The sequence below is a fragment of the Arthrobacter sp. K5 genome (genome assembly GCF_040448525.1).
GTDB classification, from domain to species: Bacteria; Actinomycetota; Actinomycetes; order Actinomycetales; family Micrococcaceae; genus Arthrobacter; species Arthrobacter globiformis.
In genome coordinates this window covers 1,454,606-1,479,877 of sequence record NZ_CP159279.1, presented here as the reverse complement: position 1 = coordinate 1,479,877, position 25,272 = coordinate 1,454,606, and the positions used below count along the sequence as shown (strand labels likewise).

At 68.7% G+C, this 25,272-nt stretch carries 24 protein-coding genes and 1 riboswitch; of the genes, 15 read left to right on the top strand and 9 right to left on the bottom strand.

Annotated features, from left to right (window positions below):
• Positions 1 to 5: 5 nt before the first annotated feature.
• Complete coding sequence (locus ABRP34_RS06580; RefSeq protein ID WP_353712650.1) at positions 6 to 1,685, bottom strand: DEAD/DEAH box helicase; 1,680 nt, start codon at positions 1,683 to 1,685, stop codon at positions 6 to 8.
• A gap of 301 nt (positions 1,686 to 1,986) precedes the next feature.
• Positions 1,987 to 3,510, bottom strand: coding sequence for an RNB domain-containing ribonuclease (locus tag ABRP34_RS06575; protein ID WP_353712649.1), 1,524 nt, complete (start codon positions 3,508 to 3,510; stop codon positions 1,987 to 1,989).
• A gap of 41 nt (positions 3,511 to 3,551) precedes the next feature.
• Between ABRP34_RS06575 and ABRP34_RS06570 the strand changes: the two genes are divergently transcribed.
• Positions 3,552 to 4,238: a ferritin-like fold-containing protein gene (locus ABRP34_RS06570; RefSeq protein ID WP_353712648.1), complete on the top strand. Its 687-nt coding sequence runs from the start codon at positions 3,552 to 3,554 to the stop codon at positions 4,236 to 4,238.
• On the opposite strand, the gene thiE is transcribed toward ABRP34_RS06570, so the two are convergent.
• Complete coding sequence (gene thiE / locus ABRP34_RS06565) at positions 4,239 to 4,940, bottom strand: thiamine phosphate synthase (protein ID WP_353712647.1); 702 nt, start codon at positions 4,938 to 4,940, stop codon at positions 4,239 to 4,241.
• Positions 4,941 to 4,967: 27 nt separating this feature from the next.
• Positions 4,968 to 5,087, top strand: a riboswitch (TPP riboswitch).
• Between thiE and thiO the strand changes: the two genes are divergently transcribed.
• From thiO to ABRP34_RS06545, 4 genes are all read left to right on the top strand, one after another.
• The gene (gene thiO, locus ABRP34_RS06560; RefSeq protein WP_353712646.1) at positions 5,081 to 6,331 is read left to right on the top strand and encodes a glycine oxidase ThiO; all 1,251 of its coding nucleotides are present in this window, start codon (positions 5,081 to 5,083) and stop codon (positions 6,329 to 6,331) included. It overlaps the preceding riboswitch by 7 nt.
• A 34-nt stretch (positions 6,332 to 6,365) precedes the next feature.
• On the top strand, positions 6,366 to 6,602 hold the full coding sequence (thiS, locus tag ABRP34_RS06555; protein WP_003805112.1) for a sulfur carrier protein ThiS: 237 nt from the start codon (positions 6,366 to 6,368) through the stop codon (positions 6,600 to 6,602).
• A 5-nt stretch (positions 6,603 to 6,607) separates the two neighbouring features.
• Positions 6,608 to 7,402: a thiazole synthase gene (locus ABRP34_RS06550; RefSeq protein ID WP_353712645.1), complete on the top strand. Its 795-nt coding sequence runs from the start codon at positions 6,608 to 6,610 to the stop codon at positions 7,400 to 7,402.
• 63 nt (positions 7,403 to 7,465) lie between these two features.
• Positions 7,466 to 8,149, top strand: a complete 684-nt coding sequence (locus ABRP34_RS06545) for a 4a-hydroxytetrahydrobiopterin dehydratase (protein ID WP_353712644.1) — start codon at positions 7,466 to 7,468, stop codon at positions 8,147 to 8,149.
• Here the strand turns inward: ABRP34_RS06545 and ABRP34_RS06540 are convergent.
• The 3 genes from ABRP34_RS06540 to ABRP34_RS06530 are packed head-to-tail and all read right to left on the bottom strand — an operon-like array spanning position 8,146 to position 9,292.
• Complete coding sequence (locus tag ABRP34_RS06540) at positions 8,146 to 8,448, bottom strand: hypothetical protein (RefSeq protein ID WP_353712643.1); 303 nt, start codon at positions 8,446 to 8,448, stop codon at positions 8,146 to 8,148. The genes ABRP34_RS06545 and ABRP34_RS06540 overlap by 4 nt on opposite strands.
• A gap of 8 nt (positions 8,449 to 8,456) precedes the next feature.
• Positions 8,457 to 8,681, bottom strand: a complete 225-nt coding sequence (locus ABRP34_RS06535; protein WP_003805104.1) for a DUF3107 domain-containing protein — start codon at positions 8,679 to 8,681, stop codon at positions 8,457 to 8,459.
• 56 nt (positions 8,682 to 8,737) lie between these two features.
• Positions 8,738 to 9,292, bottom strand: coding sequence for a TetR/AcrR family transcriptional regulator (locus ABRP34_RS06530; RefSeq protein ID WP_245531566.1), 555 nt, complete (start codon positions 9,290 to 9,292; stop codon positions 8,738 to 8,740).
• A gap of 198 nt (positions 9,293 to 9,490) precedes the next feature.
• Between ABRP34_RS06530 and moeB the strand changes: the two genes are divergently transcribed.
• Positions 9,491 to 10,690, top strand: coding sequence for a molybdopterin-synthase adenylyltransferase MoeB (gene moeB / locus ABRP34_RS06525; protein WP_307104057.1), 1,200 nt, complete (start codon positions 9,491 to 9,493; stop codon positions 10,688 to 10,690).
• Positions 10,691 to 10,776: 86 nt separating this feature from the next.
• On the opposite strand, the gene ABRP34_RS06520 is transcribed toward moeB, so the two are convergent.
• The 3 genes from ABRP34_RS06520 to ABRP34_RS06510 form a co-directional block, all read right to left on the bottom strand.
• Positions 10,777 to 13,125: a multicopper oxidase domain-containing protein gene (locus ABRP34_RS06520; RefSeq protein WP_353712642.1), complete on the bottom strand. Its 2,349-nt coding sequence runs from the start codon at positions 13,123 to 13,125 to the stop codon at positions 10,777 to 10,779.
• Positions 13,122 to 13,808, bottom strand: a complete 687-nt coding sequence (locus ABRP34_RS06515; RefSeq protein ID WP_353712641.1) for a hypothetical protein — start codon at positions 13,806 to 13,808, stop codon at positions 13,122 to 13,124. Before ABRP34_RS06515 ends, ABRP34_RS06520 begins: the two co-directional genes overlap by 4 nt.
• Positions 13,809 to 13,904: 96 nt before the next feature.
• The gene (locus ABRP34_RS06510) at positions 13,905 to 15,272 is read right to left on the bottom strand and encodes a glutamyl-tRNA reductase (RefSeq protein WP_353712640.1); all 1,368 of its coding nucleotides are present in this window, start codon (positions 15,270 to 15,272) and stop codon (positions 13,905 to 13,907) included.
• Between the two features lie 160 nt (positions 15,273 to 15,432).
• On the opposite strand from ABRP34_RS06510, the gene hemE reads away from it, so the two are divergent.
• The 9 genes from hemE to ABRP34_RS06465 all read left to right on the top strand — a co-directional run bounded on the left by hemE (position 15,433) and on the right by ABRP34_RS06465 (position 25,267).
• Positions 15,433 to 16,527 (top strand): uroporphyrinogen decarboxylase, encoded by a 1,095-nt coding sequence (gene hemE / locus ABRP34_RS06505; protein WP_043419602.1) that lies wholly within the window; start codon positions 15,433 to 15,435, stop codon positions 16,525 to 16,527.
• A gap of 6 nt (positions 16,528 to 16,533) precedes the next feature.
• The gene (gene hemG, locus ABRP34_RS06500) at positions 16,534 to 18,063 is read left to right on the top strand and encodes a protoporphyrinogen oxidase (protein WP_353712639.1); all 1,530 of its coding nucleotides are present in this window, start codon (positions 16,534 to 16,536) and stop codon (positions 18,061 to 18,063) included.
• Positions 18,064 to 18,180: 117 nt separating this feature from the next.
• A complete protein-coding gene (locus ABRP34_RS06495; RefSeq protein WP_353712638.1) occupies positions 18,181 to 19,233 on the top strand; it encodes a hypothetical protein in 1,053 nt (350 codons plus the stop codon).
• A 74-nt stretch (positions 19,234 to 19,307) separates the two neighbouring features.
• Positions 19,308 to 20,009 carry a hydrogen peroxide-dependent heme synthase gene (gene hemQ / locus ABRP34_RS06490; RefSeq protein ID WP_003805080.1) on the top strand — a complete coding sequence of 234 codons (702 nt, stop codon included), beginning with the start codon at positions 19,308 to 19,310 and terminating at the stop codon, positions 20,007 to 20,009.
• The gene (locus ABRP34_RS06485) at positions 20,006 to 21,241 is read left to right on the top strand and encodes a ferrochelatase (RefSeq protein WP_353712637.1); all 1,236 of its coding nucleotides are present in this window, start codon (positions 20,006 to 20,008) and stop codon (positions 21,239 to 21,241) included. Before hemQ ends, ABRP34_RS06485 begins: the two co-directional genes overlap by 4 nt.
• The gene (gene hemC / locus ABRP34_RS06480) at positions 21,238 to 22,236 is read left to right on the top strand and encodes a hydroxymethylbilane synthase (RefSeq protein ID WP_003805075.1); all 999 of its coding nucleotides are present in this window, start codon (positions 21,238 to 21,240) and stop codon (positions 22,234 to 22,236) included. The genes ABRP34_RS06485 and hemC overlap by 4 nt, the downstream gene beginning before the upstream one ends.
• Positions 22,237 to 22,253: 17 nt before the next feature.
• The gene (locus ABRP34_RS06475; protein ID WP_353712636.1) at positions 22,254 to 23,144 is read left to right on the top strand and encodes a uroporphyrinogen-III synthase; all 891 of its coding nucleotides are present in this window, start codon (positions 22,254 to 22,256) and stop codon (positions 23,142 to 23,144) included.
• A gap of 42 nt (positions 23,145 to 23,186) precedes the next feature.
• The gene (hemB, locus tag ABRP34_RS06470; protein ID WP_353712635.1) at positions 23,187 to 24,167 is read left to right on the top strand and encodes a porphobilinogen synthase; all 981 of its coding nucleotides are present in this window, start codon (positions 23,187 to 23,189) and stop codon (positions 24,165 to 24,167) included.
• Positions 24,167 to 25,267 (top strand): LLM class flavin-dependent oxidoreductase, encoded by a 1,101-nt coding sequence (locus tag ABRP34_RS06465; RefSeq protein ID WP_353712634.1) that lies wholly within the window; start codon positions 24,167 to 24,169, stop codon positions 25,265 to 25,267. The genes hemB and ABRP34_RS06465 overlap by 1 nt, the downstream gene beginning before the upstream one ends.
• The last annotated feature ends 5 nt before the right edge of the window (positions 25,268 to 25,272 follow it).

Genomic DNA, 25,272 nt, shown 5'->3' with positions numbered 1-25,272 from the left:
TGAGGCTATGAAGCCTCGGTGCCGCCCGGCTGCGAGCCGGTTGCTGCGGACTCGCTGCCGGAAACCACTTCGCCATTGCGGCGGCGCGTGCGGGTGCGGCTGCGGCGCGGGCGCGCCGGCTGCTCGCTTTCGACAGTCGCAGTGGAAGCGGGGCCGGTTCCGGCATCCGCGCCGGACTCTGAAGAACGACGGCGGCGCTCGCCCGAACGCTTGCCGGCGTCACCGCCGCGGCGGCTGCCTTCCCGGCTGCCTTCCCTGCTGCCGGAGCGGCCGGCATCGCGGCCGCCGGAGCGGCTGTTCTTCTTGCCGGTCTCGCCCAGGTCCTCCAGGACCTCGGCGTCGACGCCGGCCAGGGTGCGCTTGCTGCGCGGCAGCCGGCCCTTGGTGCCTTCCGGGATGTCCAGGTCCTCGTACAGGTGCGGTGAGGAGGAGTACGTTTCGATCGGCTCCGGAACGCTCAGGCCCAGCGCCTTGTTGATGAGGCCCCAGCGCGGCATGTCGTCCCAGTCAACGAACGTCACGGCGGTGCCCTTGTTGCCGGCGCGGCCGGTGCGGCCCACGCGGTGCAGGTAAATCTTCTCGTCCTCGACGCACTGGTAGTTGATGACGTGCGTGACGTCGTCGACGTCGATGCCGCGGGCGGCGACGTCGGTGGCCACGAGGACGTCCACCTTGTTGTTGCGGAAGGCACGGAGGGCCTGCTCGCGGGCGCCCTGTCCGAGGTCACCGTGGATGGCAGCTGCGGCGAATCCGCGGTCCACCAGTTCCTCGGCAACCTTGGCTGCGGTGCGCTTGGTCTTGGTGAAGATGATGGTCCGGCCGCGGCCGCGGGCCTGCAGGATGCGGGAGACCACTTCGGTCTTGTCCATGCTGTGCGCGCGGTAGATGAGCTGGCGGATATCGCGCTTGGTCAGGCCCTCGTCGTCCGGATCGGCGGCGCGGATGTGGGTGGGCTGCGTCATGTACCGGCGGGCCATCGCGATGACCGGGCCCGGCATGGTGGCCGAGAACAGGAGGGTCTGGCGGACCGCCGGGGTCCCGGCGATCAGGGTCTCGACGTCGGGCAGGAAGCCGAGGTCCAGCATCTCGTCGGCCTCATCGAGGACCACGATCTTCACGTTCTTGAGCACGAGGTGCTTCTGCTTGTAGAGGTCGATGAGGCGGCCGGGTGTGCCGACAACCACTTCCACGCCCTTCTGCAGCGCGTCGATCTGCGGCTCGTACGCGCGGCCGCCATAAATCGTGGCGATGCGGACGTTGCGCTTGCGGGATGCGGTCTGCAGGTCGTTGGCCACCTGGACGGCAAGCTCGCGGGTGGGAACGATCACCATGGCCTGCGGCGCGCCCGGGGAGGGCAGCTTGTCGAACCCGGCGTCGTCCCTGCCCACCACGCGCTGGAGGACGGGAATGCCGAAGCCAAGGGTCTTGCCTGTGCCGGTCTTGGCCTGGCCGATGATGTCGTGGCCTGACAGGGCGACGGGCAGCGTCATGGCCTGGATGGGGAAGGGGTGCGTGATGCCGGCGTCTGCCAGTGACTCAACGATGTCAGCGCGGACGTCGAAGTCGGCGAACGACTTTTCGGCTATTTCGTGCGGCTTCTCGTCCGAGATGATGGTTTCTTCCGGCTCGATGGTCTCGGTGCCGGTGTCGTCGGAGAGCAGCTGGTGGGTATGCAATTCACTCACAGGGGAGTTTCCTTATTCATTTAGGCATTGGCGCCGCCTGCTCAACGGGGCGGGCACGGGGGCCGTTCCGGAGCACGCTCAGGCGCGCAAGCAATTCCAGTGGAAGCCGATCGCGGGCTATCTAATTGCCGGCACTGGGGACCGGCGGGTGGTACTCAAGATCGCGTAGGGGCGGGCTTGTTGAATTCAAATCGAGGAAATCAACGACCGGGCATCCATTACTACCCACCCAGTCTACTGGCAAACCCGTGTTTTCCTTGACTCACGCCGCGGCAGGGGCCCGCGTCGGCGCAGGAGCGGATCAGCCGACGAGCTCGAGGTGGACCTCCCTGGTGGCGATGTCCGAGGAGATGAGCCGGACGCGGACCCTGGTGCCGGGCTCCATTTCGCCCGCACACCTGGCCGTCACCGCCGGTTCGGCGATCTGGACCACGCCAGAGGGGCCGGACCCGTTGGTTCCCTTGCCGTTGAGGCCTTTACCGTTGTTGCCGTTCCCATTTCCGGCGCCGTTCCCGTTCCCTTTCCCGTTTTTGGCGGGCTTTGACCCGGAGATCACCACGGCATCGAACTCCTGTCCGATGTGGTTGATCAGCAGCGCGGCTTCGACGGTGTCCAGGGCAAGGCGTTCCATCCTCGCCGCCAGCTGGTCCGAGTACGCCATGATTTCGGGCAGCGAGGGGAGCGCCTCCCGGGCCCAGGCAGGCACGGGCTGGTTGTTGCTCAGTGCCTCGCAGATGACCAGGACAAACCGGTCCACGAGCCGGCGCAGCGGCGCGGTGGTGTGGGCGTACGCCGTGCCGATGGCTGACTGGACGGCGACCTCCGGGACGGTTCCGTCGAAATGCGTGTACGCGGCGCCGCGGAAGAGCATGCCGGCCGAATGGAGGATGGCCAGTTGCCGGTGGTCGGTGGGGTCGAGGGTGCGCAGGTACTCGCCGTAGCTTTCCTGCCCGTCCCAGGGTTTGCCCAGCGCGGCTGTCTGGCGCTTGAAGTGGCTGAGCGAGCGTTCATCCGGGGCCGGCATGGTGCGCAGGATCCCCACCTTGCCATTGAGCATCAGCGAAGCGGCGGCCATCCCGGTCATGAGCGAAATCTGGGCGTTCCAGTCCTCCACCGGAAGCTGGGGGACCGCCACGATCCGGTAGCCGCCGTCGGGAAGCTGAACAATCTCCTGTTCCGGCATGTTCAGGCTGGCCCCGCCGCGGGCCCGCTCCAGGTCCACGCGCTTGCGCCCCACCTCGCGCAACAGCTGCAGCATGGGAGGGGCGGTTCCGGCATCCAGGTCCGCCTGGACGCCCCTGTAGTTGAGCTTGGCTCGGCTGCGCACGGTGGCCCGGCGCACCACCACGGACACCACCTCGGCGGCGGCGTCGAGCTCGAAGTCCCAGACGAAGGCGGAGCACAGCTGTCCGGCCAGCAGGCTGCCGGCGTTCTCGCTGATCACCTCGGGATGCAGCGGTATCCGGCCGTCCGGCGCGTAGAAAGTCTGCCCGCGGCGGCGGGTCTCGGCATCGAGCGCGCCGCCCGGCCGCACGAAGGACGGTACGTCGGCAATGGCGTAGAGGATCCGGTAGCCCTCGCCGCGGCGTTCGATGAACAGTGCCTGGTCCAGATCGGTGGACGACGGCGGATCGATGGTCAGGAATTCCACCCCGGTCAGGTCCAGGTCCGGAAACTGCCGGTCCGCCACGGCGGCTTCGGCTTCCTTGAGAACGTCCTCGGGGAAGTCCCCCGGTAGCTCCAGCTCCGTCCGCAGTGCGCTCAGGGCGTTCGCGAGCGCGTTGGTCTGCTCGTGGACGCTGGGCGACAGACGATGATGTGACACGAAAATCAGGTTAGCCCGAATTGCGCCGTTAGTCTTGGATTATGGGCACATCCTCGGCTGACACCGCTCGCTACGACCGTTTCGTCGCAGACCTTTTCGGCGTGATGGCGTATGGCGAATTGTCCGCGTTCGAACGGCTCTCCTCCGACGCCCGCTACTCACCCACGCTGCATGACCGGGCCGTGATCGGCAGGATTGCGGTCATTGAATTCGAGCACTACGAACTGGTGAGCGCCAAGCTGGCTGAGATGGGCGTCGACGTCGAAAATGCGATGCTGCCGTTCCAGTCGGCCGTGGACCACTTCCACGAACGTACCCGTCCGGCGGACTGGTACGAATCCCTGATGAAGGCCTATGTGGTGGACACTGTGTCCGCCGATTTCTACCGCGCGGTGGCCCGGTTCGTGGATCCCGGAACGCGCGAGCTCATCCAGCAGATCCAGTCGTCGGAAGAAGCCACGGGCGTCCTCCGGGAGCGGCTCAAGGGAGCGCTGGCGGACGACCCCCGGCTCGCGTCCAGGCTCGCGCTGTGGGGCCGCCGCCTCCTGGGTGAAGCAGTCACGCAGGCCCAGCGCGTGGGCCACGAGCACGCCTTTCTTGGCGAGCTGTTCGTCGAGGCGGAGCCCGGCGCCACGGACGCCACCGCACGGGAGCTGATGCGGGGCATCACCGCCGAAGTCGCGGACAACCATTCCCGGCGGATGGTGCAGCTGGGACTGAGCGGATAGCTAGGAGATGGCCGCCGGCGCCGTTGCGTCGAGGGCGTCGAGCAGTTCCGCGGCGGCGGCTGTCGGGTCTGCCGCATCGGTGATGGCGCGGACGACGACGATCCGGCTGGCTCCGGCCGCCAGGACCTGCTCCACGTTCGTGCGGTCGATCCCGCCGATCGCGAACCAGGGCAGCAGCAGGCCGCCGACCCGTTCCTCGTTCGCGGTGCGGACAGCCTCCGCCGCGTAGCGCACAAGGTCGAGCCCGACGGCGGCGCGCCCAGGCTTCGTGGGCGTGGCCCAGAGCGGGCCCACACAGAAATAGTCCAGGCCGCTGCGACCGTGGGCGGCGCCGATGGCGGCATCCACCTGATCCGTGCTGTGGGTGGACAGTCCGATCACGGTGGCATCGTGCAGCAGCTTCCGGGCGGCGCGGAGCGGCAGGTCCTTCTGGCCGATGTGGAAGACCGGTGCACCGGCGATGGACGCGATGTCGGCGCGGTCGTTCACCGCCCACAGCCGGCCGTGCCTGCGGGCGGCGGCGTGGACGACTTCCAGCAGCTCGAGTTCCTCGGCCGCCTCGATGCTCTTGTCCCGCAGCTGGATGATGTCCACGCCGCCGGCAAACGCCGCGTCCACGAAGTCCGCGAAGTCCCCGCGGTCCTTGCGGGCGTCGGTGCAGAGGTACAGGCGGGCGGCGGTGTGGGCAGAGTGCTGGGTCATGGCAACCACCTTAGTTCCTCTAAACTGGGCAGGTACCGCGGGAGCCGTTACTGCTGTCATAAAAGGCGCAGGGCTGAGAGGGCGTCAGAGCCGACCGCTTGACCTGATCCGGTTAGTACCGGCGTAGGGAAGGATTATGCATGAACCCTGGCACAAACGGCGAAGAATGTGCCGCCACGAGTCTTGAGGCAGATGTGGCCGTCATCGGCGGCGGTGTGGTGGGCCACGGCATCGCCTGGGAGGCACGGCGCTCCGGCCGCTCGGTGGTGCTCATCGACGAAGCCCCCGGCAGCGGCGCAAGCTGGGCCGCGGCCGGGATGCTCGCTCCGGTCAGCGAACTGCATTACCAGGAGGAAGGGCTCCTGGAACTGATGCTGGAGTCCTCCGCCGGATGGCCGGAGTTTGCCGCCACCCTCACCGCCGGCGAGGACGCCGGGTACCTGACGACGCCGACACTTGCCGTGGGTGCCGATCCCGCCGACCGCCGCGCCCTGATGGACCTGCGGGACGTGCAGCGGACCCACGGCCTGGAGGTTGAACCGCTGACCATCCGCGAGGCACGTTCCCGGGAGCCGCTGATCAGCCCCGCGATCTCCTGCGCCCTGGATATCCCTGCGGACCACCAGGTGGATCCGCGAAGGCTCGTCCGGGCGATCGCCGACGGGCTGGCCGGCCATGGCCAGGAGATTGCGGCGGCGGGGGGATACGCGGTGCGGGAGCACGCCGCCGGCCTGCTCTGGGACGGCGGGCGGGTCTGCGGGGTCCGGCTGGCCGGAGGCGGGTCCGTCAGGGCGGCCGAGACCGTGGTGGCCAGCGGCCTGGCCGCGGCGCGGCTGCAGAACCTCCCGGAAGGCCTGCACCTGCCGCTGCGCCCGGTCTACGGAGACATCCTCAGGCTCAGGGTCCCCGCACACCTGCGGCCCCTGCTCACCGCAACGGTCCGCGGCATGGTGCGGGGCGTTCCGGTCTACATCGTGCCCCGCCAGGACGGCACGGTGGTGATTGGCGCCACCCAGCGCGAGGACGGGGTGCCGGGCACCAGCGCCGGCGGTGTCTACCAGCTGCTGCGCGATGCGCAGGTCCTGCTGCCGGCGGTCGCCGAGCTCGAGCTGCTCGAAGCCACCGCACGGGCGCGGCCGGGAACACCGGACAACGCGCCGCTGCTTGGCCGGGTGCCGGCCCGCGGGCAGGCGCCCGGGACGGACGTAGCCGGCCTCATCATCGCCACCGGCTTCTTCCGCCACGGCGTCCTGCTGACCCCGGCGGCCGCAGCGATCTGCCGCCAGCTCATGGACGGGATCGCGGATCCGCGCTGGGCCGCGTTCCGGCCGGGCCGGTTTTCCGCCGGGCTCGAGGACCCGGTGGGAGCGTCCGCTGCACTCTCACATTGACCTGCGTCACATTTGACCCGAACAAGGAACCAGCATGAACATCACTCTGAACGGTATTGAACAGGAAGTAGGCGAGGGCGCCTCGGTCACCTCGCTCGTCAGCCAGGTCACGGGACGCCGCCTGTCCGCCAACGGGCAGGCCGCCGACGGCCAGCGACTGGGTGTGGCGGTGGCGCGCAATGCAGCCGTCGTGCCGCGCAGCCAGTGGCACAGCACCGCCCTCGCCGAGGGCGATGAGATCGAACTAGTCACGGCAGTCCAGGGAGGATGAGCACGATGGCAGAAACACTGATTGGAACAGCAGACAGCCTTGTCATTGACGGGGTGGAGCTGACCTCGCGGCTCATCATGGGCACCGGAGGCGCTCCGAGCCTGGACGGTCTCGGCTCAGCGCTGGTCGCGTCCGGCACCCAGCTGACCACAGTTGCGATGCGGCGCTATTCGCCGGCCGAAACAGGCTCGCTCTTCCAGCTGCTGGTGGACCACAACATCCGCGTGCTCCCCAACACTGCCGGCTGCTTCACGGCCCGGGAGGCTGTCATGACGGCCGAGTTGGCCCGTGAGGCGCTGGAGACCGACTGGGTCAAGCTCGAGGTCATCGCTGACGAGCACACGCTGCTGCCTGACGCCGTGGAGCTGGTGGACGCCACCGAGCAGTTGGTCAACCGCGGCTTCAAGGTCTTCGCCTACACCAACGACGACCCCGTTCTGGCGCTCCGGCTCGAAAACCTGGGAGCCTCGGCCGTCATGCCGCTGGGGGCACCGATCGGCACGGGCCTGGGTATCCTCAATCCGCACAACATCGAGCTGATCGTGTCGAGGGCCTCCGTTCCGGTGGTCCTGGATGCGGGGATCGGCACGGCCTCTGACGCGGCACTGGCCATGGAGCTGGGCTGCGACGCCGTGCTGCTGGCTACCGCGGTCACCCGCGCGCAGAACCCTGCACTCATGGCCGAGGCCTTCAAACACGCCGTCAACGCCGGTAGGCTGGCGCGTGCGGCCGGGCGGATCCCGCGCCGTGAGCATGCCCTGGCGTCGTCGGCCATGGAGGGCCGGGCGGAATTCCTCTAGGTCCGGCCGCCTCTGCCGGCCCGGCGCGCGGCAGGCTCAACAGGTCCTTCCGAGGAGTGCACCGTGGCCGCCAGAGACGACATTCTCACCCGAGCCCAGATCGACGACGCGCTCGCAGGGCTTCCCGACTGGCGCTACAGGCTGGGCGGCCTGGTCACTGTCTATAAAACGCCGACGGCGGCGTCCGCGCTTGAGCTGATTGCCGCCGTCGGGCGTGTGGCAGAGGACATGGACCACCATCCGGACCTGGACTGGCGCTATAACCGGGTGTTCATCCGGTTCAGTTCCCACGACGTCGGCGGCGAGGTAACCACACGGGACACCCGGGCCGCGGCCTCCGTCAGCGAGGCTGCCTCGGCGGCGGGCGCCGAGGCCCAGCCCGGCCTGTACCGGTCGGTGGACATCGGTATCGACACGGCCGACGCGGCGGCGATCTCCGAGGTCTGGCGCGTCGCCCTCGGTTACCGGAAGGGCCGGTTCGGGGACCTCGTGGACCCGTACGGCCGCGGCCCGGGCGTGTGGTTCCAGGAGACCCCGACGCCGAACGACAACCGCCTGCACCTGGACGTCCACCGCTCAAAGGCCGAGTCGGCATCCGTCCTGGAGAAGACGGCGGCCACCGGGGCCTTAATAAACAGTGACCACGCACCCAATTGGGTGGTGGTCACTGATGCCCAGGGGAACCGGCTATGCCTGTGCACCGAGGAGGGCCAGGGGCCGGACATTGCCGGCTCTGAGGGCAACTAGATCTTCAGCGCTGCCGTCAGCCGCTGGGTGTCCTGTGTGGCACGGGCACGGCCGAGGTAGACCGCCACCGCCAGGGCGGCAGCCGTCCCGGCCACCATGGGAAGGACCCACGGCAGCCAGGTGAGGCCCGGCTGGTAGCCCAGCCCCGCCCAGATGCAGATGATCCACGCCAGCATGCCCACCACCGCAGCGGTGCCGGCCGGCAGGAGAATGCCGTACTTGGTGTGGCGCCGGTCGTTGGCCCAGACGATGAAGCCGGCGGCAACGGTTACCAGGAGCACGATCACGAGGGACAGCACTGGACGGCCTACAGTGCGCCGAAGCCGACCCGGCGCACTTCCTCTGCGCCGATCTCGACGTAGCCCAGGACGTTGGCCGGGATGATGATCTGGCGGCCCTTCTCGTCGTTCAGGCGCAGCTCGCTGCCCTTGGCGATGGCCTCGGCCACGACTTTGGCCACAGCGTCAGCATCCTGAGCCGATTCCAGCACAATTTCACGGCCGACGTTCTGAATGCCGATCTTTACTTCCACAGCAAGGCCTCCCAGCCAGTCAAGGTTGAAATTTCAAAGGTAGTTTCAGTTGTAGTCTAGGTCTCTTTGGGGAAGCGAGAGATTCCGCGCCAAGCTAAACGGTAAATCAGGTCGCTGGCCACATCGAGGTCGAGGTTCCCGTCCGTTTCGAGCCAGTACCGTGCGCTGACCTGTGCCATGCCTGCAAGCCCGCGGCCCAGCAGCTGGGCCTCCAGCAGGGGCAGCTTGGTGTCCTCCGCAATGACCTGCGCAATGGCATTGGCGAACGTCTTGTTGAACGTCTCCAGGCGCGAGCTGACGTCGGCGTCGTTGATCAGGTCGGACTCAAACACCAGCCGGTGCGCCTGGTCGTCGCTGTCAATGAAGCGGTAGTACGCGCGCATGACGGCCTGCACGCGCTCTTTGTTGTCCGTGGTGGAGTTCAGGGCGCCCAGCATGAGCTCGGTCAGGGCCCCGAGGTGGCTGTCCAGCAGGGCGAGGTACAGTTCCCGCTTCGAAGGAAAGTGCTGGTAGAGCACGGGCTTGCTGACGTGCGCCGTTTCGGCGATCTCGTCCATCGCGGCGCCGTGGTAGCCGTTGGCGACAAAAACCTCCTGGGCTGCGGCCAGCAGCTGGGCCCGCCGTTCGTCGCGCGGCAGCCTGGCGGAGCGCTGTCCGGCGGCGCGGGCCGGGCCGGCATTGGATTGCGCGGCCTGAGTTCGATCAACCGGTGCATGATGAACCACTGTTGGCCTTCTTTCCTTTGCAGTTAACTTCACTTTACCCGGGGGTAATATGACCGCGCGGTATCTTCAGGCATACATTGAAGTATGGCTTCTCCGTCCACCGCAAATACAGTCCGCACGCTCCCGGGCCCCCTGGTCGATCCCGCGCCCGGGCTTTCCACCGAGGAGGTGGAGCGGTATTCCCGGCACCTCATCATTCCCGAAATTGGCGCCCTCGGCCAAAGGCGGCTGAAGAACGCGCGAGTGCTGGTCATCGGCGCGGGCGGACTGGGGGCGCCGGCGCTGCTCTACCTCGCCGCCGCCGGAGTGGGCACCCTCGGGATCGTCGACGACGACGCCGTGGACCTGAGCAACCTGCAGCGGCAGATCATTCACGGAGTCAGCGACGTTGGCCGTCCTAAGATCGAATCTGCCCGGGACGCCATCGCGGAACTGAACCCGCTGGTGGACGTGCGCCTGCACAACGTCAGGCTCGATGCCTCCAACGCCCTGGAGCTGTTCTCCGGCTACGACCTCATACTGGACGGCGCGGACAACTTCGCCACGCGCTACCTGGTCAATGACGCCGCCGCCATCCTCGGCAAGCCGTATGTGTGGGGATCGATCTTCCGCTTCGACGGGCAGGTCAGCGTGTTCTGGGAGCAGCACGGCCCCACGTACCGGGACCTTTACCCGGAAGCCCCGCCGGCCGGTTCCGTGCCGTCGTGCGGGGAAGGCGGCGTGTTCGGCATGCTGTGCGCGGCGGTCGGATCGCTTATGGTGACGGAGGCCGTCAAGCTGATCACCGGCGTCGGGCGTTCGCTGCTGGGCCGGGTGGCGCTGTACGACGCGCTGGGCGGCAGCTGGCGCGAGATCAGGGTGTCCAAGGACCCGGACGCGCCGCGGATCACGGAGCTCACCGATTACGAGGCTTTCTGCGGCATCGCCCCGGCGGAAACGACCGACACCGAGCACAGTGTGACGGCAACGCAGCTGGCCACGATGCTGGCCTCGCGGCAGGCCGGGCTGAAGGACTTCGACCTCGTGGACGTGCGCGAGGCGGGGGAGTACGACATCGTCCGGATCGACGGTTCCGTGCTGATCCCGCAGGGGCGCATCCTTTCCGGCGAGGCCTGGGGCGAGCTGCCGCAGGATAAGGACATCGTGTTCCACTGCAAGGCCGGGACGCGGTCGGCAGCGGTGCTGGCTGCCGCCCGGAAGGCCGGTTACCAGCGCGTCAGCCATCTCGACGGCGGCATCCTCGCCTGGGTCAGGGATGTGGAGCCACAGAAACCCGTTTACTGATCCCGGCGGGGTCTCCGGGATCAGCGGGGGTTCTCCCTCCGTCACCGCCGTGCATGTCACCGCGGTAAATGTCACCGGTGCAGCTGTCACCGGGCGATGACGGGGATCTGCCGGGTGTGCAGGACCTTGCCGGTGATCCAGTCCAGCAGGTCCACGGTCAGCTTGTAGTCGCCGGCCGCCGGCGGGCGCAGGAGCATGTCGTACCGTTCGGCTGCGCCAAAGTTAACGATGCTGGTGCGCAGCGGGCCGGTCTCGGAGATGGGCCGTGCCGGGCCTGACGGGCTGGACGTGTCGCGGAACGGGCGCCCGTCGTGGGAGATCAGCTCGGCCATCGCCACGCGCCTGCCCGCCGAGTCGGTGAAGTAGGCGTTCACCGGGAAATAGTTGGCGTTCAGCAGGCGCAGCAGGGTGGGCTGGACCGTGCCTCCGTTGGACATGCGGGCACGGATACGGGTCAGGAAGATCGGGCCTTCTGCCTTGGGGATGCGAGCCAGCTCGCCGCCGAGCAGATAGAAGTGCTTGGGCTCGAACCTGTCCAGGCCGGCGTCGTCCCCGGAGAGCCCGGCGGCATGGTTGAGTTCGTGCCAGCGAGGGTCCACCGAGTACGGGACCAGGATGGATTCGGTGTCGATGTCGTACTCCGGGCCGTCCACAAACGACCGCCGCGCCCCCTTGGCCACGGGGTAGTCCGGATGGGCGGGTGGATCAATGATCAGCGGCCCGAACATGCCCATCTGGACGTGCAGGGTGGTGTTGACGTGGCAGTGGTAGAAGTACGTCCCGGACGCGCCGACGTTCGGGTTACCGGGTATTCCCCGTTCCGGCCGCCACTGGTAGGTGTAGCTCCCCGAGACTTCGAAGGAGGTGTGGCCCACGCCGTCGTTCCGGGGGTCGGGCTCCATGCCGTGCCAGTGGATGGTGTGGACCCGCTTGCTCGGGTGGATGGTGCCGTGGAACAGCTGGCCCTCGGTGAGGCGCACCAGGGGCGCCGGGTAGATCCGGCCCGAGTTCTCGGTTTCGAACGTCCACATTTCGAATTCGCCGCCGTCGTCGAACTTCATCTTGCGGTTGAAGAACTTGAATTCATGCGCGACGTCGGGAGTCTGCCGGAATTCTGTTGTGGGGCTGCCCTCGTGCATCTGGTCGGAACTGAAGTCCACCTGGCTGCGGTAGAGCTGGTGCCGCTGCGTGGCATCCGTGGGTCCGGGGGCAGCCACCGCCCAGTGCCCCACCAGGCCACCGGGGTACATGCCGCCCCTGGCCACCTGCGACGGTTCGGCGTGACAATGCATGGGGTAGAGCCAGTCCTCCTTCCGGGCGTTCCACACCTGGTCGATAACCTCCGGCGGGCGCCGCAGCGGGAGCATCGAGTCCTTGCGGTCCAGCGGGTGCATCTCGATTACGTCCTCCCACTGCTGGAGCACCACGTGGCCCTCTGCATCGATGTGTCCGCCGCGGCGCGGGAAAGGCTCGCCGTTGCGGCTCACGGTCCAGAGGTGGTTTCCATGGAAATGGAGCTGATGGTGGATCACTCCGGCGTTGACGAAGCGCATCAGCTGGCCGGCCCGGACCGTGCCGGGGGCGGGGGACAGGCTGAAATCCCGGACGTCGATTTGCCGGGGGGAGCCGGACATCAGGGTGTCCTCCTCCCGGATGCGGTTAAGCGCCTCGTCCGTGGAGGCCGCCAGGGACTGGAAGCCGCTGCGGTCATTGAGCGTGAAATACCGCGGATACACAGGTGTTTTGTCGGGATCCACATGTCCGTTCCGGGACGCAATGCCCGCCCACACCGGGTCAACGCCGTGGAGTATCCACAGCCACTGGCGCTCGAACTCAATCCTGCTTGGCTCTGACCGCCAGGGTGCGTCCGGATTCACGACGAGCAGGGCTCCAAAAAGGCCGAGGACCCGCTGGACGGGGTCTGCTTCCGGATCGGCCGGATCATCCCCCGGGTCGCAGTAGAGGTAACTGCCCTCGGTCGGCGCTTTGAAGCTTAGGGTCTTGGTCTGCCCGGGCCTGATGACGCCGGTACCCACGTGGCTGTTCCCCGCGCCTGCGTTCAGGAACTGCAGCGAATGGTCCTGCGTGAGGTTGTTCGTCACCCGGATGCTGATGGTGCTGCCCGTTTCGGCGATGAGGGCGCGTTGGGGGAAGAAGCTGGCCCAGTGGGCGCGGCGGGCAAGGAACTCGCCGGGATTGAGCGGGTCCTTGGCGGCCGGTGCCGGCCGGCCAAGGGGCGGCACCGCGGCCTTGAGCGGATAGGTCCGGCTGGCCACGACGGAGCCGTTGCGCAGAAACACCCTCGGACTCACGGCCAGGCTGGGCTTCGGATCCTTAACCGCGGTCCGGCGGTCCCCGAACCCGCGGTGGTAGACGAGCGTTCCGTCCACCATGGGAAGGTAACCGTCATTGATGTGAAGGTCCAGCGGGCTCACGAGGATGCCTGGGCGACGGTGAGGAGCGGCAGGGCGAGGGCCTGGGCGGCGTCGTCGTCCAGTCCCGTGTACTCGATCTCCATGGCGACGGAATCGTGCGGGGCCAGGTAGCTGATCCAGACCCGATCGGTGGCGCCGGCGGCAACAGTACCGGGTCCGCGGTCGGCGTCCTGCGGGGCAACGGTGATGCCGGACGGCAGCAGCTTGAGGCGCAACTGGCCGGGGCTGAACAGCACCGCCTCGGGACGGACATTGGTGAGCGCCACTTCGAGCACCACGACGTCGCCCCAGGTGAAGTTCCCGGGTTGCGGCCAGCCGGAGTCCAGGAGAGGATCGCTGTGGTGGCCGTCCACCGCGGTGCCCTGGCGGCTGGAAACGCGCTGGATACCTGGCTGGCCTGCCGCCGCGGCTCTGCGCGTTCCGTCCGTGATCTGCGATATCGCCGAGGCGAGCGGCGTAGCAGCAGGCTGCCCCTGCGCATCAAGCCTGGCCAGGCGTCCTGCGTCGACGAGCGACAGCGTGCCGAAGGCCGTGGAGAGCCCTGCTCCGCCGCCGGGTCTGCTGCGGGACACCATCCCGTAGGTCCCGCCGCTAAGGAGCAGCAGGGCCCCGCCTCCCAGGATGAGCCCGAACTGCCGGCGGCTCAGGTGCGGGACGGCAGGCGCCGGTGAAGCAAAATTCATGGTGGCTCCCCAATATTGTTTTCACGGGCAACGTCAATGCTGCGCGGGGAGCCTATGGAAAGCTTGTGGGGCCTTGTTTGTCAGAACATACGCGGGCTATGCGGAGTTCCTGCGTGCCTCATTTTCCTGCAAGTTGACGGCCCCCTGGAGGGGGCTGGCCGTGAGGGAACTGTGGTCCACGGGGCACTCGGCTTTGGACGCGGCGGCCGGCTGCTCCACGGTGATGCCGTACAGGGTTTCCAGGGCTGCGACGTAGTCGTCCTGCTGGCCGTTGGACGCCAGCTCGCGGGCGCGGACAGTGGGAACATGGAGCAGCTGCTTCACCATGCGGCGAAGCGCAAACTCCACCTCTTCGGCAGCGGCAGTGCAGCCGTGGCGGGCCCGCACCTTTTCCATTTCCGCGTCGAGCACGTTCATGGTGTGGCGTCGGAGGGCAACGATGGCAGAATCCACGGACCGCGCTTCGCGCTCCTGCTCAAACGACTGGGCAGCGCCGGTAACCATGGCGCTGGCCTGCGCGAGCGATTCCGCCTGCTCCTGGGGTGCCGCGAGCCGTACGGACTCCAGCGTCAGCAGCTCCACGCCGTCGAGCTCTCCCACGGCGGGATCAAAATCGTGGGTGAGGGCGAGGTCAATGGCGATCAGCGGCTGGGTGGAACCGGCGCGGACCTGGGCGAGCTCGGCGGCTTCCACCCTCGTGTCCGACCCGCTGCAGCCGATCATGACGTCGGCGGCGGCGACGGCGGCGTGCAGGGTGTCGCCGTCGAGGGCGGTCCCGCCGCGGGTGGCCACGAAAGTGGCCGCGCGTCCTGACGACGAGAACACCGAGATGTCGCGGCAGCCACGTTCCCGGAGGAGGGCCATGGTGGCGCCGGCGTAGGCGCCGGTGCCGAACACCACGACCTTCTTCTTCGACCAGTCGGTCTCTTCAGACAGGTCAATGGCGAGGTCGAGGGCCACCGAGACGATGGACAGGCCGCGGGAGCCGAGTGCTGTCTGCGCGCCGACGTCCTTGGCAGTCTTGGAAGCGGCCTGGAACAGGCGGACCAGTCCGGCGCTTGCCGTGCCCTCCTGCTGGGCGGTGATCAATGCGCGGCGCACCTGCCCGGCGATTTCACGCTCGCCAACCACTGCGGAATCCAGTCCGGAGCTCACTGCGAAAAGGTGCTGGCTGACGTCGGGGCCGGTGTGGGTGCTGAACGAGCGGGACACGAGTTGCTCGCTGAGTCCGCTGGTTTCGCTGATCTGGCCCACCAGGGCCGCGCGTGCGGCCTCCACGTCGTCGGCGTGCGGCGCCTCGCCGTAGATTTCGTAGCGGTTGCAGGTGGCAAGGACAACAGCGCCCTTGACCGCCGGCGATCCGGCGAGGGCGGACGTGGCAATGCCAGAAGAACCGTTGCTCAGCTGAGCAACGGTTTCGAGGTCGATGTCGGCGTGTGTAGCCACCAATGAAAAAAGAACCACAGCAGGACAATCATAGCTTTTTCGCACCGGCGTAGAACAACCCTTCGAACGGATTAGGGGGTTTAAGCCCCTGTGATTCGTGCCACGGCCGGATTGGGACTGCCGCGGGATGACAAGCTGTCGTTATCTTTTGGGTCCGATTTTGGGCACAATCAAAGGCATGACTTCTAGCGCTGTAACACCCGCCGGTACCGGACTCGACGCAGGCCATCCGCTTCGCGACGGACGCACTGCAGACTCTCCGCTCATCACGGCGTACCGTGGCGGCAAGCCAAGCCGCCGCCCGGTGTGGTTCATGCGCCAGGCGGGGCGCTCCCTGCCTGAGTACCTGAAGGTCCGCGAGGGCGTCGCCATGCTGGACTCCTGCCTCCGGCCCGAGCTGGCCTCGGAAATCACCCTGCAGCCGGTGCGCCGGCATGACGTGGATGCGGGCATCTTCTTCTCGGACATTGTTATTCCGCTTAAGCTGGCCGGCGTCGGCGTGGACATTGTGCCCGGTGTGGGTCCGGTCCTGGACAAGCCCGTGCGGACCGCCGCCGACGTCGCCGCCCTGCCCCGGCTCACCGAGGAGTCACTGGAACCCATCCGGGAAGCCGTCCGGCTGACGGTGGAGCAGCTCGGCAAGACCCCGCTCATCGGCTTCGCCGGCGCACCCTTCACGCTGGCCGCCTACATGGTGGAGGGCCGGCCCTCCCGCGACCACCTTGGGCCGCGCACCATGATGCACGCCGATCCCGAGACGTGGACGGCGCTGGCCAACTGGGCCGCGGATGCCTCCGGCCTGTTCCTGCGCGCCCAACTGGAGGCGGGCGCCTCCGCCGGCCAGCTGTTTGACTCGTGGGCGGGCTCCCTGGGCCTGGCCGACTACACCCGCTTCGTTGCCGCCGCGTCGTCCCGCGCCCTGGACCACGTCCGCGATCTTGGCGCGCCGCTGGTCCACTTCGGCACCGGAACCTCCGAGCTTCTGGTGGCCATGCGCGACGTCGGTGTTGACGTCGTCGGCGTGGACTACCGGCTGCCGCTGGACGAGGCCAACCGCAGGCTGGGCGGCACCGTCCCGCTGCAGGGCAACATCGATCCGGCACTGCTGTCCGCACCGTGGGAGGTCCTCGAGGCGCACGTCCGCGAGGTCATTGCATCGGGGGCTGCGGCCCCGGGCCACGTGCTGAACCTTGGCCACGGCGTGCCGCCGGAAACGGACCCGGACGTCCTGACGCGCGTCGTCGAACTCATCCACTCCGTCTCTCCGGAGTAAAGGGCCGTGGCTGCGGGCAGGCCTCCGGCTGCCGGACGCACGGCACTGGTGGTCGGCGGTGGCATCTCCGGGCTCCTGGCCGCCCGGGAACTGGCGCGGGCCGGCCTCAGCACCACGGTGCTGGAAGCTGCCGACGCGTGGGGCGGCTGTGTGGGCCGCCACGACGTGGCCGGGTTGACCCTGGACAGCGGGGCCGAGTCCTTCGCCACCCGTTCCACCGCGGTGGCAGACCTCGCTGCCGAACTCGGGCTGGGCGGACACATCGTTGCCCCGCGGCCCGGCGGCGCCTGGGTGCAGCTGCCGGGCGGACCCCGCGAACTTCCCAAGACCGGCGTGCTGGGCATCCCGGCCAACCCGTGGGACCCGGAGGTCCGCCGCTCGCTGGGCCTGGGCGGGTCCCTGCGCGCCTCGCTGGACAAGCTGCTGCCCGCCTCCGTGGGAACCACCGCCGAAGTTTCCAGCGTCTCCGCGCTGGTGCGGGCCCGGATGGGGCGCCGCGTCCTGGAACGGCTGGTGGAACCCGTGGTGGGCGGCGTGCATTCCGCTGACCCGGGCCTGCTCGACGTCGACATGGTGGCCCCGGGGTTGCGTGCGGGCATTACCCGGCACGGTTCGCTGGCGGCGGCCGTGGCCGCCCAGCGCAAGGGGACCGCAACCCAGGCCACGGCAACGCAGGACGCGTCAACGCAAGACGCATCAGCGCAGGACGCATCAACGCAAGACGCATCAACGCAGGGCAAGCCGGCCAAGGCAGGTTCCGCCGTCGCCGGCCTGAGGGGCGGCATGCACACCCTCATCACGGAGCTCGTGGCGGACCTCCGGGCACGCGGCGTGCAGTTGCTGCCGGGCACCGCGGCGACCTCCGTTGCACGGTCCCCTCATGGCTGGGTGGTGGCCGCGGGGGAGGACAGCCACACGGCCGACGTTCTGGTGGTCGCCCTGGACGGACCGTCAGCAGTCCGGCTCCTCGGAGATGCGGTCCCGGCGTTGGCCCGGCATCAGCCCGGGCCCGGACCGATAGTCAAGCTTGTGACACTTGTTGTTGATCTCCCCGCGCTGGACCGGCGTCCGCGTGGCACCGGCATTCTGGTGGCGCCGCGAACCGAGGGAATCCAGGCGAAGGCCCTCACCCACGCCACCGGCAAATGGGACTGGGTGACGGAAGCGGCCGGACGCGGCAGGCACGTGCTGCGGCTCTCCTACGGACGCAGCGAGGGTGCATCAGCCGCTTCACCGGACGCCGCGCGAGGGCCGGAATCGGCGTCGGACGAGGAACTGCTTGACATGGCTTTGCAGGATGCGTCGGTTCTGCTGACCGTGCCCGTCACACGGGAGACGCTGGTGGACTGGGACGTCGTCAGCTGGGCGGGAGCCCTGCCCTTTGCCGCTGTGGGGCACCGCCAGCGGGTCGCTGAAGTGCGGCAGGTCTGCGCCGGCATCGACGGGCTGCTGATGGTCGGCGGCTGGCTGGCCGGCAACGGGCTGGCGGCTGTGGTGGCCGACACGAAAACGCAGGTCGCGGCCTTCCTGGCGTAGTGCGGCCCCGCTCGCCCGGAACCGGCAGAAGGCCGATTTCCTGCCGCCCGCGATACCTTCCGGGATGACCTTCCGCAAGTTTTCGCCGGCGCGAAAATATGTTTAGGGTCGATGACTATGGTCAATCAGAAGTCCGATGGTTTTCGTTCGCTGACTGGTTTCCATGGGGGTCTTCGGCGCGGCACCGCAGCAGCTGCGTTCGGAGCGGTACTGGTCTTGTCCGCAGGTGTTCCTGCATCCAACGCTGCTGCGTCCGAGCTGCCCACATCCGACCTGCTGGGCGAGTCGGAACAGGCCGGCGCAGGGCTCGGCGCCACCGTCGACGCGGCGGGCCTTGAGGCCTGGGCTGCGGCAGCGCTGTCCACCGGGCCGGGATCCGACTCGGGCGATGGCGACAGTTCGGCTGAAGCCTCGCCGTCGGAATCGCCGGCCCCCTCGAAGTCACTGCCGCCGTCGCTTGCGCCCCTGGTCCCGGTTCCGACGCCGGTCCCCTCGATGACGCTTACGGCCAGCCCGTCGCCGGACCCGTCGGTAACCGCCTCGGCCACCCCGACGCAGCCTGCTCCGGCACCGTCACCGTCCGATCCCGGTCACACTGATCCGGCGCCGTCGCCCGCACCGACATCCTCGGAAACGGCGTCACCCTCCCGGCCAGCCAAGCCGTCAGCCTCACCGGAGGCCCCTGCACCCTCAGAAGAACAGCCCTCCGGCACGCCGTCACCATCGGGCGGATGGTCGGGACCGTCGGCCGGAACCGGTGGCTCTTCCCCGGCCGGGCAGGCTCCTGCCAGCCAGGTTCCGGGCCCGGTAGCCGGAACGGCAGAACCCGCTGTGCCGGCTGCCGGCAGTTTCCAAAGCGCAGCGCCCGGCGTCACCCCGTCCGCGGACGCCAGCCCGTTCGCGAAGATCACGGGCCTGTCGGGCGGCGCCGGCCTGCGGGGACGCTCGGCCGCGGGCGTCGCCGGCGGAGTCTGGGGTTCGGCACAGCTCGCCGGACCCAACAACATGGCCACGATGAGCTCGCCCTACACGCGCGGACCGGCCGAGAGTGCTGTCATGGGCATTTCGCGGAGCGGGACCATCGAGCCGCAGGTGTGGTGGGGAGCCGGGCTGCTGGCGCTCGCCGGCGCGGCGGGTGTGGCGGCAGTCCGGATCCGGCGGTCGCTGTGAAATTAACCACTTCTACACGACGTAGAAGTTGAGTTTTTCGACTTAGGCCGCATTGAAGGGGCAGGATAGTAACCATGAGCCACACTCCTGCCGAATCTGTCACCAAAACCGAAGAATCAGCCGAGCAGTTCTTCACCCTCTGGACCGTTTTCAAGCGCTCCGCCGAGCTCCTTCGCAGCGCCGATGCCGCGGAGGATTTCGACGCCCTGGTGGCGCGCCTGGCCGAGGCTGGCGTGACCCACCGCGGAAGCTACGACGTATCCGCCATGCGCGCCGACGCCGACGTCATGGTCTGGCTCCACGGCCCCCGGCCCGAGGCGCTGCAGCAGGCCATCCGTGACATCCGCCGCAGCAAGCTGTTCGCGGGGACTGACCTCGTGTGGTCCGCCATGGGCGTGCACCGCGAAGCGGAGTTCGCAAAGAACCACACCCCGGCGTTTTCCCGCGGCGTGGAACCGGCCGAGTGGCTGTGCGTGTACCCGTTCGTCCGCTCCTACGAGTGGTACCTGCTCCCGGAGGACGAGCGCGGCAAGATGCTCCGCGACCACGGCCTGCTGGGCCGCGACTTCCCGCAGGTCATCTCCAACACGGTTTCCTCGTTTGCCCTCGGTGACTGGGAATGGATCCTCGGCCTGGAGGCGCCCGAGCTCGTGGACCTCGTTGACCTGATGCGCCACCTGCGTTCCACCGAAGCGCGCAACCACGTCCGCGAGGAGATCCCGTTCTACACCGGCCGGCGCATCTCCTCCAGTGAGATTGCCGAGGTCCTCGCATGAGCCCGCTGGACCCCCAGGACGGTGCCGTGAATCCCATCACCGAAACCGGCAGGTTGGCCCCCAAGGAATACGACGGCATCCTCCTCGCCTCCTTCGGCGGCCCCGAAGGCCAGGACGACGTGATCCCGTTCCTCCGCAACGTCACCCGCGGCCGGGGGATCCCCGATGAGCGCCTCGAAGAGGTGTCACACCACTACCGCGCCAACGGCGGCATCAGCCCCATCAACCAGCAGAACCGGGAGCTGAAGGCCGCCCTCGAGGCCGAGCTGGCAGCGCGGGGCATCGACCTGCCCGTGCTGTGGGGCAACCGCAACTGGGACCCCTACATCCCGCAGACCCTCCAGGACGCGTACGACGCCGGCCACCGCCGCCTGCTCATGCTCACCACGAGCGCGTACTCCTGCTACTCCAGCTGCCGCCAGTACCGCGAGGACATCGGCATGGCTCTGACCGAAACCGGGCTCGACGGCAGGCTGGAAGTGGACAAGGTCCGCCAGTACTTCGACCACCCCGGCTTCGTGGAGCCCTTCATTGAGGGCACCGCCCAGGGGGTCGCCGACGTGCGCGCACAGCTGGCCGCCGCCGGAAAGCCCGACGCCCCCATCCACGTTCTGTTCGCCACCCACTCCATCCCCACACGGGATGCCGTGGCCGCCGGCCGCTCCGAGGACGAGCCCCGAGAGTTTGCTGAGGATTCCGCCTACGTGGCCCAGCACCTCGCCAACGGTGCCGAGATCATCCGCCGTGTGGAAGCCGACTCCGGCCTCTCCGCGGCCTGGTCCCTCGTCTACCAGTCCCGGTCCGGGGCTCCGCATGTCCCGTGGCTCGAGCCGGACATCAACGATGCCATCGAGGACCTCGCCAAGCAGGGCGTCGCAGGTGTCGTGATCGTGCCCCTGGGTTTTGTCAGCGACCACATGGAGGTGGTCTGGGACCTCGACACCGAGGCGCTGCAGACCTGCCAGGACCTGGGCCTCGCCGCCACGCGCGTGCCCACGCCCGGGACTCACCGCCGCTTTGTGGAAGGGCTCGTGGAACTGATCTGCGAGCGGACAGTAGCCAACAACGTCGCGGACCGCCGGGCCGTTACCGGCCTCGGGCCCTGGTACGACGTATGCCGTCCCGGCTGCTGTGAAAACTTCCGCGGCGAAAAGCCCACCATTGCCGGAGCAGACACCACCGTGGGGCAGGGGCATGACCCCTACCCGGCCGCCGGGCAGGACGCGAAGTGACAGTACGGATCGGCACCAGGGCGAGCAAGCTCGCCCTGACCCAGACGCAGCAGACCGCTGACCGGCTGGCCGCCGTCGGAGGTTTCGACGTCGAACTCGTCCACGTCAGGACCGACGGCGATGTCCTCACCGGCTCGCTGTCCCAGATGGGCGGCACCGGTGTCTTCGTCGCCGCGCTGCGCGACGCGCTGCTGCGGAACGAGTGCGACGTGGCCGTCCACTCGCTGAAGGACCTGCCCACGGGTTCCGCCCCGGGCCTGACGCTGGCCGCAACCCCGCCCCGGGTGGACGTGCGCGACGTCCTCTGCGCCCGCGACGGCCTCAAGCTGGCCGACCTGCCCAAGGGTGCCCGCGTCGGCACCGGCTCTCCCCGCCGGGCCGCGCAGTTGCGCGCCGTCCGCCCGGACCTGGACATCGTGGACATCCGCGGCAACGTGGACACACGGCTGGGCCGCGTGCCCGGCCTGCCGGGCAACGCCACCGACGCGGTGGTTGACGGGAAGTCGTGCGACCTTGACGCCGTCGTCCTCGCTGCCGCCGGACTGGAACGGATCGGCCGCCTGGACACCGTCACCGAATTTTTGGAGACGGACATCATGCTTCCGGCAGCCGGCCAGGGGTCGCTGGCCATCGAATGCCGCACCGCTGAGGCGCCCCGCCGGGCCGGGTCCACTGAGGGGTCGCAGGGCGTGCTCGCCCAGGCGCTGGCCGCCCTTGACGACGCCGACACCAGGCTAGCGGTCACGGCAGAACGTGCGCTGCTGGCACGGCTCGAGGCAGGCTGCGCCGCCCCCGTGGGCGCCTACGCGTACCGCAAGGGCAGCATGCTCCACCTGGAAGCTGTGGTCTGCGCCGTGGACGGCACTGCTTCGGTGCGGGACAAGCGTGCCACGGACGGTCTCACGGAAGTCGGTGCCACCCTGCTCGGAATCGAACTGGCCGAGGTCCTGCTGGCTGCGGGGGCTGCGGACATCGCGGACCTGACGGCGTCCTGACCGCAGCCGGCCACCGTATGGGAACGACGAACGGCGAGAACCGGACCGGCGGGCGCCCGCTGGACGGGTGCCGCGTCCTGGTGACGCGAAGCCCCGAGCGGTCCGGACCCCTGGCGGAGGCGCTGCTGCTGGCCGGCGCCGTTCCTCTCCTGCTGCCGCTGACGGCCACCGAACGCGCGCCGGACCAGGCGGCGCTCGACGACGCCTTTGCGGCGCTGGGCGCGGGCCGCTTTGAATGGCTTGTGGTCAGCAGTGCCACCACCGTCCTCGCGCTGCAGGAAAAGGCGGCAGAGCGCGCGGTGAAACTGGGCGACTGGCTTCCGGCCGGAATCCGGGTTGCCGCAGTCGGACCCGCCAGCCGGAGGGCGCTTGAGGCCGCGGGGATTGCCGTGCACTTCGAACCGGAGCAAGAACACTCGGCCGCCGGGATCGTCAACGGGTGGCCCGGCGGTCCCGCCGAAGTGCTGCTGCCGCAGGCCGATATAGCCGCCCCTGCACTGGCCCGGGGGCTTGAGGCGAAGGGTGCCCGGGTCCGGACTGTGGTGGCCTATTCCACGGTGGACTTCCCGGCCGAGCCGGCGCGGCGCCTCGGCCGGAGCGGCGGCAACGGACCCGATGCCGAAGGACCCGATGGCGACGGCACGGCCGCCGCGCTGCCGCTCCTGACGCCCGCAGAAGCGAAAGCCGAGGTCGACGACGGCGCCCTCGCCGCCGTCGTCGCCGCCTCACCCAGCGCCGTGCGGCGCATCGGCGCCACCCTTGCGCCCCTCGGCTCCTGCCGCCTCGTGGCCATCGGCCCGGCGACGGCGGCCGAAGCGGAAGCGCTGGGGCTCACCGTGGCGGCCACGGCCCGGGAGGCCACGCCCGACGGGCTCGTGGCGGCCGTCATCCGGGCGCTTGCCCCCTAAACATCCACTCATCGACAGCAGGCCCACAGTGAAGGACAGGACATGAGCTTTCCGCACCACCGACCCCGGCGGCTCCGCACCACCCCCGCCATGCGCAGGCTCACGGCTGAGCACCGGCTTGCCCCGGCAGACCTGATCCTTCCCGCGTTCATCCGCGAGGGGCTCTCAGAGCCCAACCCGATCGCCTCCATGCCGGGCGTCGTGCAGCACACCACCGACACCCTGAAGCGAGCGGCGGCCGAAGCCGTGGAACTGGGCGTCGGCGGCATCATGCTGTTCGGCATTCCCGAGACCAGGGACGCCGAGGGAACGGCGTCCCTGGACCCGGACGGGGTGCTTAACAAGGCCATCCGCGACGTGCGCGCGGAGGTGGGGGACAGCCTCGTGGTGATGAGCGACGTCTGCCTGGACGAATTCACCGACCACGGCCACTGCGGCGTCCTCGACAGCGACGGCTACGTCGACAACGACGCCACGCTGGAGATCTACGCGAAGATGGCGGTGGCCCAGGCAGACGCCGGCGCCCATGTGCTGGGCCCGTCCGGAATGATGGACGGACAGATCGGCGTGATCCGCCAGTCCCTCGAGGACGCCGGCCACGTAAACACCGCCGTGGTGGCCTACGCCGCAAAGTACGCCTCGGCGTTCTACGGCCCGTTCCGGGAAGCGGTGGACTCACAGCTGAAGGGCGACCGCAGGACCTACCAGATGGACGCCGCCAACCGCCGGGAGGCTATCCAGGAGGTGGAACTCGACCTCGCCGAGGGTGCAGACATGGTGATGGTCAAGCCGGCCATGAGCTACCTCGACATCCTGGCCGACGTCGCCGCGATGAGCCCCGTACCGGTCGCCGCCTACCAGATCTCGGGCGAGTACGCCATGATCGAGGCCGCCGCTGCCAACGGCTGGATCGACCGGCGGGCGGCCATCACCGAATCGGTCCTCGGCATCCGCCGCGCCGGGGCCAACATGGTCCTCACATACTGGGCCAGCGAGATCGCCGGCTGGCTCAAGGAATCCTGATGGCGGAGCCGGCCCCGGGCCAGACCACAGCACCGACCGCGCCGGTGGGTCCCGGGAAGATCCTGCTGGGTCTGAACACCTTCGGCGACGTCGGGCTGGACGGTGAGGGTCAACCGAAGCCGCATGCCGTGGTGCTGCGGGAGCTGCTGGACCAGGCGGTCCTTGCTGACGCCGTCGGCCTCCACGCCTTCGGCGTGGGGGAGCACCACCGCCGCGACTTTGCGGTCTCGGCCCCCGAGGTGTTCCTGGCAGCCGCCGCGGCCAGGACCGCCAGGATCCGGCTCGGTTCGGCCGTGACCGTCCTCAGTTCCGATGACCCCATCCGCGTGTTCCAGCGATTCTCCACGGTGGACGCCCTCTCCGGCGGCCGCGCCGAGGTGATGCTGGGCCGCGGCTCGTTCATCGAGTCCTTTCCGCTGTTCGGCCTGGACCTTGCGGACTACGAGGTGCTGTTCGAGGAGAAGCTCGAACTCTTCGACAGGGTGCGGGCCCAAAAGCCGGTCCACTGGGAGGGGCGCACCCGGCCAGCACTGGCCGGGCTGAGTGTCTACCCGCCGCTGGAGCACCACCTGCTGCCTGCCTGGATCGGCGTGGGCGGCACCCCGGAGTCCGTCCTGCGGTGCGCGGAATACGGCTACCCGATCATCTTCGCCATCATCGGCGGCCAGCCCCGGGCGTTCGCCCCGCTGGTTGACCTGTACCGCGAGGGGATGGCCAAGTACGGGCATCCCCTGCAGCAAATCGCCACCCACTCGCCCGGCCACATAGCTGAAACCGACGAGGCGGCCCGCGAGGAGCTGTTTCCGCACTGGCTCGCCCAGCGGAACAGGATCGGGGCCGAGCGCGGCTGGGGCCCGGGAAACCGGCGGGAATTCGACGCCATGTGCGGTCCCGAGGGCGCCCTGTACGTCGGCTCGCCTGAGACGGTGGCGCAGAAGATTGCCCTGCTCAAGCGGAACCTCGGCGTCGACCGCTTCGACCTGAAATACGGCAACGGCACGCTGCCGCACGAATCCATGATGCGCTGCATCGAACTCTTCGGCACCGTGGTGGCACCCCGGGTGGCCGAGCTCCTGTCCGGTGACACTCCCGCAGACTGAAAGAA